Origin of the sequence: Methanospirillum hungatei (genome assembly GCF_020216685.1) — an archaeon.
GTDB classification, from domain to species: domain Archaea; phylum Halobacteriota; class Methanomicrobia; order Methanomicrobiales; family Methanospirillaceae; genus Methanospirillum; species Methanospirillum hungatei_B.
Genome location: NZ_JAIWNS010000060.1, coordinates 1 through 10,000 on the forward strand (window position 1 = coordinate 1; position 10,000 = coordinate 10,000).

Consider the following 10,000-nt stretch of genomic DNA (forward strand, 5'->3'; position numbering starts at 1 on the left):
TCCTGGACCCCGAACCATGATCCCATATGAAGGAAACATTATACTTGCCAGCCATGACCAGGTGGCAATCGATGCCATTAGTGCAAAAATCATGGGCTTTGATCCTATGCAAATACCGTTCATTAAAATGGCACATGATGAAGGGCTCGGATGTGGTGACCCGGACCAGATAAAGATCCTGGGTGATGATATTTCTCAACTCAATTTCAAATTTTTTACCGGGAAGAGTCCTGTTGTTGCAGGAGATCAACTCTTTCGAAAAGGAAAGTTATCTTTTTTTGAGCCATTGATCTTTAAAACATCTCTATTCATGTTTGCGGTCTTTGGATCAGCTTTTTATCATGATTATTTATGGTACAACCTGATTGGAAGAAGCAGGATACGGAAATTCTCTAAAACACCCTGGGGCAGACTCTTTGATCAGTATTAAACCAGCCTTACAACTCATCAGGGTGAAACAGTGGTACAAGAATCTTCTCGTTCTGACACCGCTTCTCTTTGGAAATCTTCTGTTCTCACCGGATGCTTTGTTATCAGTGATTGATGCAACCCTGGTTTTTTGTGCAGTATCTGGTATTATATATATTCTCAACGATATCAGGGATAAGGATCGGGATTCTCACCACCTGAAAAAAAAGAATAGACCACTACCATCCGGTGCGGTATCAGTAAATGAAGCATGGATTATTGCAATTATTTTTCTCATCTTTACAATAATCGCAATGATCCCAATGAATCTCCTTTTTATTGGTATTATTGGATTCTATGTGATTCAGAACCTCGCGTACACATTCTGGCTCAAGAATCTGGTTATTGTCGATGTAATTATCATCGGTGTCGGTTTTGTTCTTCGCGTTCTTGCAGGTTGTATTGCAGCAGATCTATACCTCTCTCCATGGTTATTTACGGCAACTTTTCTCATAGCGTTAATGCTTGGTTTTTCAAAACGGTATTCAGAAATGATAACCACAGAATCTGCCATAACTCATCGCCCGGTCCTTGGTGAGTATAATAGTACAGTACTTCAGGGATACCTGATTTTATCATCTACTGCAGCACTGATTGTATACCTCATTTATGCCATTACCGGAGCACATACCCATTATTTTGTCCTTACGATTCCGTTTGCAGTATATGGTATTTTTTCATTCCTGGCAAAATCCCTCATTTCAGGTCTTGATCCAGATGATCTTCTGAAAGATTATGCATTTCTAACAAATCTTATTCTTTGGTTTGCAGTGGTGGTGCTGGTTCTGTATGGACTCTGATAATATCATCCTGGATATGCATATACACTCACATTATTCCCGGGATAGTATTCTCTCTCTCAAAGAAATTAGTTCATATGCGAGAAGAGAAGGTGTAACGCCTGTAATCTGCGATCATAATTCCATTCAGGGATCCCTGAAGTATAACCAGTTGGATTATTTTCATGATGACCATGTCCCCTCAATAATTTCCGCAGAGATAAAAACAACAAAAGGAGAGATTATCGGCCTTTTTATAAATGAGGAGATCCCCCCTTATCTTTCTCCTGAAGAAACACTGGATATTATTATGGATCAGGGTGGGATTGCCGTTATTCCACATCCTGGAGACAGGTACCGGAAGAGTGCAATGAAGTATGAAATAATATCTTCTCTTTTGCCCAAGATCCATACAATAGAGGTTTATAATTCACGGACATTATCACCAGGAGATATTATTTCAGCAAAAAAATATGCAACAGAACACGGTTTGTTAGTGACCGGGGGTTCTGATGCTCATTGCCGGTGGGAACTTTTTCGAACAACGGTTCGCATAGCACCTTTTGACAGTCCAAAAGAATTTCTCAAAAACCTTCGTTATGCAGATATCAGGTATAAAAGGAGTCTCCCTATGTATCATCTCATATCAATAATGTCCAGGAGATTGAGAAAATGAAAAAATTTCCCATTCATCGATATATCTGGATGATTATATTCGCTGTAGCTCTTTATGCCATTTTTATCATCTATTCCAGTTTTGATCAGACGGTACAAATTATTTCTTCTTTTCCATTCGTTTTGTTTATTATAATGCTTTTTTTTGCGTTTGTTAATTATCTTGTACGGTTTGTAAAATGGGAATACTTACTGAGAAGGATTGATGTTCGGATTACCTTTCTTACGAGTTTTTTATGTTTTTTCTCAGGGTTTTCTATGACTCTGACACCGGCGAAAAGTGGAGAACTCATCAAACCATGGCTGCTCACGAGGCTCGGTTATGATCCCGGCCATATTGCTCCCGTGGTCCTCATCGAGAGGGTGACTGATCTTTTTGGTATGATTTTTCTCCTGTTAGTGAGCGCTGCATTTCTTGGAATTGGAATAGTTCCCGGGATACTATTGTGTATCACTCTCATTTTATTGGTCTTTCTTATTCAAAATGACAGATTTGTAGGGTGGTTACGAGATCGGATCTCGAAATCGAATCACGTGAGTAGATTTCTGCCGATTTTTGATACATTAATGTACTCCACCAGGATTCTTTCCGGTCCCGGGCCTCTGCTGGCAGGTGTTCTGCTCTCAAGTGTTTCATGGTTTTTTGAATGCCTTTGTCTCTCACTTGCACTTGAAGGTCTCGGATATCCGGTACATATTATGGTTTCAGTTTTCGTCTTTGCAAGTTCAACCTTAGCGGGATTATTGGTCATGATTCCGGGAGGTCTTGGAGCAACTGAGGGACTTATGACCGTTCTGATTACTGCTGAAAAAGTTCCCCTGGATGCAGCAGTTTCTGCAACATTACTTACCCGGGTTGCAACGCTCTGGTTTGCTGTGGGTTTGGGTATGCTGGCATTATTTATTTTTAATTTCATATTTCCGGAGACAGAGTGAGTATGGTAGAGAAAAAATTCACCCATTTTTTCATAATATAATTATCTCCCTTCAGATGAAAAACGAACAGATAATGCAATACGTATTGAGAAAAAGATGAAAATGGGATGTTGAGTCACAATAAATTCTTCCAAAAAGATTCAAAAATTGCGTTATTGCTACTTTTGATTGTTTTTACCGTGTATTTACTTTGTCCGGTGATTACTTCGTATGATTCGAAATATTCAATCCCCCTTGCGAAAAGTATTCTAAATGAGGGAAATTTCAACTTAGATGAGTTTATATCACCAGATAATGAACAGGATTATCGAATAATCAAGATTCATGAACATTATTTTTCTTATTTCCCATATGGGAGTTCGATAATCGCGGTTCCCTTTGTTTATTTTCTGGATCTCATCCTGCATTCTTCCAAACATCATATTGAAAATATGATGGTATTTATTTGGGAAGGGATTGGATTAAACCCAAATCTCATTTTAAACGTGACTCAGAATGATACATTGTTTGATTTGTTATATGAAAAGATCATTGCATCATGTATTGCTGCACTCTGTGTTGTTATTTTCTATTTTATTGCCAGAAAATATTTGGATAATAATTATGCTATTTTTCTATCCCTGATTTTTGCTTTTGCAACATCATTATGGTCCGTTGCAAGTAGAGGATTCTGGATGCATGGTCCGTCGATTCTATTCCTGGAATTGGCATTTCTAGGAATGTTATATGCAAAAGAAAAACCACATCTCTCAATTTATATCGGGGTTCCACTCAGTATCGCATACATTATCCGCCCCACAAATGCCATTGCTCTGGTTCTTTTTTCGTTATACTTGCTCTATTGCAGTCGAGACAATTATAAAAGAATTTTCAAGTATTGCATTCTTACAATACTGCCGCTTTTACTATTTGCAGCTCTAAATCTATCTATTTACCATGCATTTTTACCGCAATATTTTTTTGCCGAAAGAGTCGCACACATTTCACCCCTTTTTTTTGAGGCCCTGATAGGGAACATTCTCTCTCCTGCAAGGGGTCTCCTAATTTTTTCTCCGATTTTTTTGTTAAGTATCTATGGTATATATTTAAAAATAAAAACCAAGACATTTGAGACGCTTGATCTTATCATTATTGCTACAATATTTTCCCATTGGATGGTAATATCCATGTACCCTCATTGGTGGGCTGGTCATTCATATGGATCACGGTTTTTCCTGGATGTCAATCCATTTCTTCTCTATTTTATAATCCCCGTTTTTTCAAAAATATCTATAGCAAAATCTTCTTCAAAGTATGGTATGATTTCAGTGCTGATCCTTTTACTTGGTATCAGTTTTTTTATTCATTTAAAGGGGGCTGTAACATATGGAGTATGGGAGTGGAATAGTATGCCGCTGAATGTTGATGATAATCCCTGGAGAATCTGGAATATACATGATATTCAATTTTTAAGGTAGTATCTTTAAATATGGGTGGGATATCCCATTCTCTCGATTTTGAAGCAGGCAAAGCTTGATCAGGATATTTTTGAGACTTGAAATAATTTTTTTACTCTCATCCCGATCCCCATCCTATAAATACTAATCACAGGAAACACTATATCAGACTTTCATGAGCACTATCGGATCATTCTCTCCATTCTTTTCCTGCTCATTCTTTCCGTTTAGATAGGGGTCTGGACTAAACCGGGCCCCTGTAATAATCGATTACTGTTACCGTAGGTTATCTGGAGACATATTCATGCAGCACATACAAAAAACGCAAAACCCAATCCATACGCAGAAACTGACATTTGGATTACATGTGGAGATATCATGCAATTAACCCTGAATGAGAAACGTCTGCTTCTAGAGCTCGTAAAAACTGAAACCACGACTCCGGAAGAGATGGGAATAATCCTTGACCGGCCTGCTGATTCAGTCGTTCAGTATGGAGGACTCCTCTCACAGAAAGGGCTTGCAACCGTTGATCGCTCGGTAACAACCACCCTCTCCCTGACAACCGAAGGAGAACAGTACCTGGCAGAAGGAGTTCCTGAGCGGCAACTCTACAACAGTTTTGAGGAGTCAGCCTCTATTGCTGATCTGAATCGACATCCTCATGCAAAGATTGGGCTTGGGTGGATGAAGCGGCTTGGCTGGGTAAAAATAGAAGCCGGAAATGTCATCAAGACCGGTGATGCCGCTCCGTCTCCGATTGAGATCGCTCTGAAGAACCCGGATGCTGCTCCCGCTGACATCAGAAAAGATCTTCTCAAACGTGGCCTTGTTACCGAAGAAGAGTCAGTCAGGTATACAATCACTATCACCGATGAAGGGAAAAAACTCGCCGCTGCCGGGATCACGCTTACTGAAGAGACCGGGACACTGACTGCCGACCAGATCAGTTCTGGGGCCTGGAGAGATCTCTCCCTTCGCCGGTATGACATCACCAAACACCCCCGTCCGGTCTGGCCCGGGAAGATCCATCCCTATCAGCGGATGATCGATGAGATGCGGCGGATCCTCCTTGATATGGGTTTTACCGAGCTTCATGGAAGTATCATTCAGGGAGCTTTCTGGAATTTTGATGCCCTGTTCCAGCCACAGGACCACCCGGCCAGGGAGATGCAGGACACCTTCCACCTTGCCGGAAAGCAGGAACTCCCGGTCGGCTGGGAGAAAGTCCGTGATATGCATGAATCAGGAGGTGACACCTCGTCAACCGGATGGGGCGGGAAGTGGGATCCTGAAAAGGCAAAAGCAACCGTGCTCCGGACTCATACAACCAGTCTTTCCATCCAGCACCTGGCTGCACACCCGGAGCCACCGGTCAAGGCTTTCTGTATCGGCCGGGTATACCGCCGGGAAGCAATCGATCCAACCCATCTTCCGGAGTTTGAACAACTGGAGGGAATCGTCATGGATACTCATGTAAACTTCCGGAACCTTCTTGGATACCTGAAAGAGTTTTACGGGAGAATGGGATTTGAATCGGTCCGGTTCAGACCCGGATACTTCCCCTACACGGAGCCCAGCGTTGAACCAGAGGTATATATAGAAGGCCTTGGCTGGGTTGAGCTTGGAGGAGCCGGTATCTTCCGGGAAGAAGTCACCGCACCCTGGGGGATCACCTGTCCGGTTCTGGCCTGGGGTCTTGGTGTCTCACGGGTTGCCATGCTGAGAATGGGGCTTACTGACCTTCGTGAACTCTACCAGAGTGATATCGACTGGGTCAGAAATATGCCGGTCGTTCAAGGGGGTCGGTGCTGATGCCGGTTGTTTCACTCCCATACAACTATCTTGAACGCCTGTGTGGCACGGATCGGAAGACCATCATTGACCATCTTCCCATGATCGGTTCAGATATTGAACGCATCCTTGAAGACCAGGTGGATGTTGAGTTCTTCCCGTCACGGGTGGATCTCTACTCAACCGAAGGGGTAGCCCGTGCCATGCGGGGATTCCTTGAACTTGAGACCGGGGAAGAGGTCTATCCGGTCAGTCCTTCATCTATTACGTTCTCTGTTGATGAGAACCTGAAGGAAGTCAGGCCATACATTGGTTCAGCGGTTATCAGGGACATTCAGCTTGACAATGAAGCGATCATCAGTCTCATGGGTGTGCAGGAAGCTCTGCACTGGGTCGTTGGTCGTGGAAGGGCAAAAGTTGCCATCGGTGTGCATGACCTTGACAAGGTGACCCCTCCATTCCGGTATTATGGTGCCCCGGTATCCCGATCGTTCATCCCCCTGGATTATGACCGGGAGATGACCCTGACCGAGATCATGGAAGAGCACCCGAAAGGCCGTGATTACTCTCATATCGTGAAGGACAAGCCGGTCATGCCCCTTATTGAGGATGCAAACGGCAACGTACTCTCATTCCCGCCGATCATCAACGGAGAGTTAACCCGGGTTACCGAATCCTCGAAAAACCTCCTCCTTGATGTGACCGGGACTGATGAGCGTGCGGTTATGACGGCTCTTAAAGTGCTCTGTACCACCCTTATCACCGCCGGAGGAAGATGTGAAAGCGTCACGGTGAACGGCGTTGTCATGCCCGACCTCTCTCCGACCCTTCGAAATATCGATGTGACATCCTGTAACAAACTTCTCGGGACCTCGTTCTCCGCAGATGAGATCGCGACCATCCTAAAGAAGATGCGATACGGAGCAGAAAAAACTGGTGATACTACGGTCTCGGTCCGGATACCCTGCTACCGGGCAGATATCATGCATGAGTGGGATGTGTATGAGGATGTTGCCATCGGTGCCGGCTTTGGTACCCTTGAGGCAGAGCTTCCGGCAACCTTCGCAACCGGATGTGAACACCCGATTATCGCCCTTGCATCAGCAGTCCGGGATATCTGCTCCGGGCTCGGGTATCTTGAGGTCATGCCATTCACATTATCAAATGAGGAGGTCATGTATACCCGGATGCAGCGGGAGCCTGATCCGAAGGCACTTCATGTACTGCATCCGATATCTGAAGAGCAGACGCTGGTAAGGACCGATCTCCTTCCGCTCCTTCTGGATCTGCTTCGGATGAACAAGCGGCGAGAACTGCCCCAGCGGATATTCCACACCGGAGATGTCGTCTCTTCCATGCAGACATACCAAAAACTTGCCCTTGCCTCAACTCATCCCGGAGCAGACTTCTCTGAGGCCTATGCAACGACAGATGCTTTAATGAGAGAACTCGGGATCTCCTATATTCCGGCGGAGAGTGCTGATCCGGCATTCATCCCCGGCCGTGCTGTTGATATCATGGTTGACGGGAAGAAGATGGGTGTCTTTGGCGAGATCCACCCCGGCGTATTAAATCAGTTTGATATTGATCAGCCGGTTATCGGGATTGAGATAGATCTCCACCTCCTCTTTCCAGGACAAAAGGAAACGAAATCTTAAACCCGTTTCCCGTCTCAGCATAGGACAATCACAGCCTATGCAGAGACGATATACTATTCTGGTAACCGGCCGGGTACAACGGGTGGGTTTCAGAGGATTTGCCAGACTGATAGCGAACCGGCACGGGGTTTTTGGGTACGCCGAGAACCTCTCCGATGGATCGGTCAGGATTGTTGCTGAGGGTGAAGAAGAAGGGCTAGCCCGCTTTTGTGAGGATCTTAAAGCAGAGGATGAGCCCCTCATCCGGATTGATTCTCTCAGCGTCACGGAGTCAGCCAGTGAAGGAACATTCGATCACTTTGAACCCCATTTTGGTGACTTTCAAAAAGAGATGTTTCACCGGTCAGAACTGGGGCTTGAGTATCTGAAAGAGATGATTAAGCTCCAGAAGCGGAGTCTGAAGATGCAGGAAGAGATGGTCTCCGCTCTCCGTGATATGAAAAAAGAGTCCAAAAAACGTCGTGAAGTTCTGGAACGGGTAATAGAAGCGATTCATACCCAGGGAGTCGGATAATGAAAGACAAAATACCCGCTTTCCCTGTTGTCCTATCCAGCCTGAGTACTGGTATGGTAGCAGATATCAGGGCCTTGGAGCAGATATCAGTCCGGGAACCGTGTGAAATAATTGTTTATTTTGAGAAAGACCTGGCATATAACTCAACCTATGAGAAGGATTTAAGAGAGTATGGGAAATTTGAGGAACATGAACGCCCATTTATTCCGCTCCCGCTTTTTCTTGAGATTCAACGGGAGATGAATCCTTCATTCAATGATGCTCTCAGCTCAATCCCCCTGGGAGTGACCATTGTAAGGATTGAACAGGCCGGAGATAAACCACGGGTTATCGGACTCCTTCCATTCCTTGATGAGATGGATATGTCCTGAGCTCTGGTACCTTCTTTCTAATAAACCCATTTTTCAGAGGGTCTCTATTTCTGGTTCAATGTTTTCGATTTCGTGCGTTGCTTTAAATATTAAACTCTATGCTGCTATATATCTGACTCTAAATTATATTCCACATTTTATGATCCGATGCTAATATCTTTTATGAAGGAAGAAATATCTCTGCAGTATGGCAGTCAACATGGGCCGAACCGCCGGGTCAACACTTCGGGAACAGTTCCTGACACTGAAGGTTATGGCCAATACTATCAGGTCACAGGAGCAGTTTCTCATGATGATCGACCGGGAACAGATCATTCCTGACATGGCCCGCCGTCTCTCAAAAGAAGCCATCTCATCAGATCTCATCTCGAATAAACGGGTTCTTCTGGATTTTTTATATAATATGCTGGCACGAACCGGTCCGTATGAACCTGAACTTGATATCGAGTTTCATTACATTATAATCGGGAAAGAGTTCTTTGAGGTTGACAAGAGCATTCTCTGGTTGGAGGAGTATGAGATCGCAATTCCCTTTGAAATAGGAGATAAACTTGGAAAGATCATCGTCGGTGAGGATGTGACCGACGCGGTCAAAAAAATCATGACCTTTTACAAGGCTGCTGAGACAAAGTTCGACCGTGAACACTTTGGTAATCTGGACCGGTGTTCACTTCTTATTCTTGAGGAGCATTATCCCCAGTCCTCATGGCATATCAGGATGAGACTGCCGGCCAAGATCCTCAATGATTATCCGGTCAGTATCTGACCACTTTTCTTCTCGGTCTGTCCTGGATACGAGATCTGTTTTATCTCGCCCAGGTTTTTCAACACATTATCTGCCCGTGCCACGATCTGATGAAGCCGGTAGGTCTCCTCAGATGAGGCAAGAAATCTGATATCTTTAATAGTATCAATCACCTCTTCGAGGAGGTTTCCTGAGGAGTCTGAAAGACCAGGCCCGGTCCCGGTGCTGTTCTCACCTGGCAGGATGATAGCAACGATAAAATGAAGTACTCCTTTTTCAACAATCGGAAGCATATCGACGCGGTACCGGCGTGGCGTCCCTTTCACCTGAACCGGTCCGGTGATTGAAAATCCCTTCCCCTCTTTGAACCGGTCCTTTCCAGATATCCAGATCTTTTTACAGAGGTCAGGCAGGTCCTCTATACTTGATGCAGTCGAATCATAACTTCCCGATACCATCCGGAAAAAATTCCTGAATGCCGTATTGGTAAAGGCAATAGTCCCATTCGTGTTCAGCAGGATGATCGGATGGGGAATTGCCTGGACGGCAAGGATGCCCAGCCGTAAATCAGGTGGTCGCTGGGGTGCAGCTGCTGAAGCTGATGCTGGAGGCGTTCTCTCTTCC

At 44.6% G+C, this 10,000-nt stretch carries 10 protein-coding genes and 1 pseudogene; 10 read left to right on the forward strand and 1 reads right to left on the reverse strand.

Annotation, left to right across the window (positions count from 1 at the left end):
- The 10 genes and pseudogenes from LDL35_RS03345 to LDL35_RS03390 form a co-directional block, all read left to right on the forward strand.
- A pseudogene (locus LDL35_RS03345) lies at positions 1–430 on the forward strand (hypothetical protein); the annotation flags it as partial.
- Entirely contained in the window at positions 417–1,268 is an 852-nt protein-coding gene (locus tag LDL35_RS03350) for a UbiA family prenyltransferase (RefSeq protein ID WP_304019480.1), read from the forward strand. The pseudogene LDL35_RS03345 and the gene LDL35_RS03350, both read left to right, overlap by 14 nt.
- Complete coding sequence (locus LDL35_RS03355; RefSeq protein WP_304019482.1) at positions 1,258–1,923, forward strand: PHP domain-containing protein; 666 nt, start codon at positions 1,258–1,260, stop codon at positions 1,921–1,923. The genes LDL35_RS03350 and LDL35_RS03355 overlap by 11 nt, the downstream gene beginning before the upstream one ends.
- Positions 1,924–1,952: 29 nt before the next feature.
- The gene (locus tag LDL35_RS03360) at positions 1,953–2,858 is read left to right on the forward strand and encodes a lysylphosphatidylglycerol synthase transmembrane domain-containing protein (protein ID WP_304019484.1); all 906 of its coding nucleotides are present in this window, start codon (positions 1,953–1,955) and stop codon (positions 2,856–2,858) included.
- A 431-nt stretch (positions 2,859–3,289) separates the two neighbouring features.
- Positions 3,290–4,315, forward strand: a complete 1,026-nt coding sequence (locus LDL35_RS03365; protein ID WP_304019486.1) for a hypothetical protein — start codon at positions 3,290–3,292, stop codon at positions 4,313–4,315.
- Positions 4,316–4,672: 357 nt separating this feature from the next.
- On the forward strand, positions 4,673–6,109 hold the full coding sequence (locus tag LDL35_RS03370) for a phenylalanine--tRNA ligase subunit alpha (RefSeq protein ID WP_304019487.1): 1,437 nt from the start codon (positions 4,673–4,675) through the stop codon (positions 6,107–6,109).
- Complete coding sequence (gene pheT / locus LDL35_RS03375; RefSeq protein WP_304019489.1) at positions 6,109–7,746, forward strand: phenylalanine--tRNA ligase subunit beta; 1,638 nt, start codon at positions 6,109–6,111, stop codon at positions 7,744–7,746. The genes LDL35_RS03370 and pheT overlap by 1 nt, the downstream gene beginning before the upstream one ends.
- A 37-nt stretch (positions 7,747–7,783) precedes the next feature.
- The gene (locus LDL35_RS03380; RefSeq protein ID WP_011448715.1) at positions 7,784–8,260 is read left to right on the forward strand and encodes an acylphosphatase; all 477 of its coding nucleotides are present in this window, start codon (positions 7,784–7,786) and stop codon (positions 8,258–8,260) included.
- A complete protein-coding gene (locus LDL35_RS03385) occupies positions 8,260–8,631 on the forward strand; it encodes a hypothetical protein (protein ID WP_011448714.1) in 372 nt (123 codons plus the stop codon). The genes LDL35_RS03380 and LDL35_RS03385 overlap by 1 nt, the downstream gene beginning before the upstream one ends.
- Positions 8,632–8,830: 199 nt before the next feature.
- Positions 8,831–9,397: a hypothetical protein gene (locus LDL35_RS03390; RefSeq protein ID WP_304019492.1), complete on the forward strand. Its 567-nt coding sequence runs from the start codon at positions 8,831–8,833 to the stop codon at positions 9,395–9,397.
- Here LDL35_RS03390 and LDL35_RS03395 read toward each other — a convergent pair.
- The coding region (locus LDL35_RS03395) for a hypothetical protein (RefSeq protein WP_304019493.1) at positions 9,379–10,000 on the reverse strand (622 nt) is incomplete at its 5' end. The genes LDL35_RS03390 and LDL35_RS03395 overlap by 19 nt on opposite strands.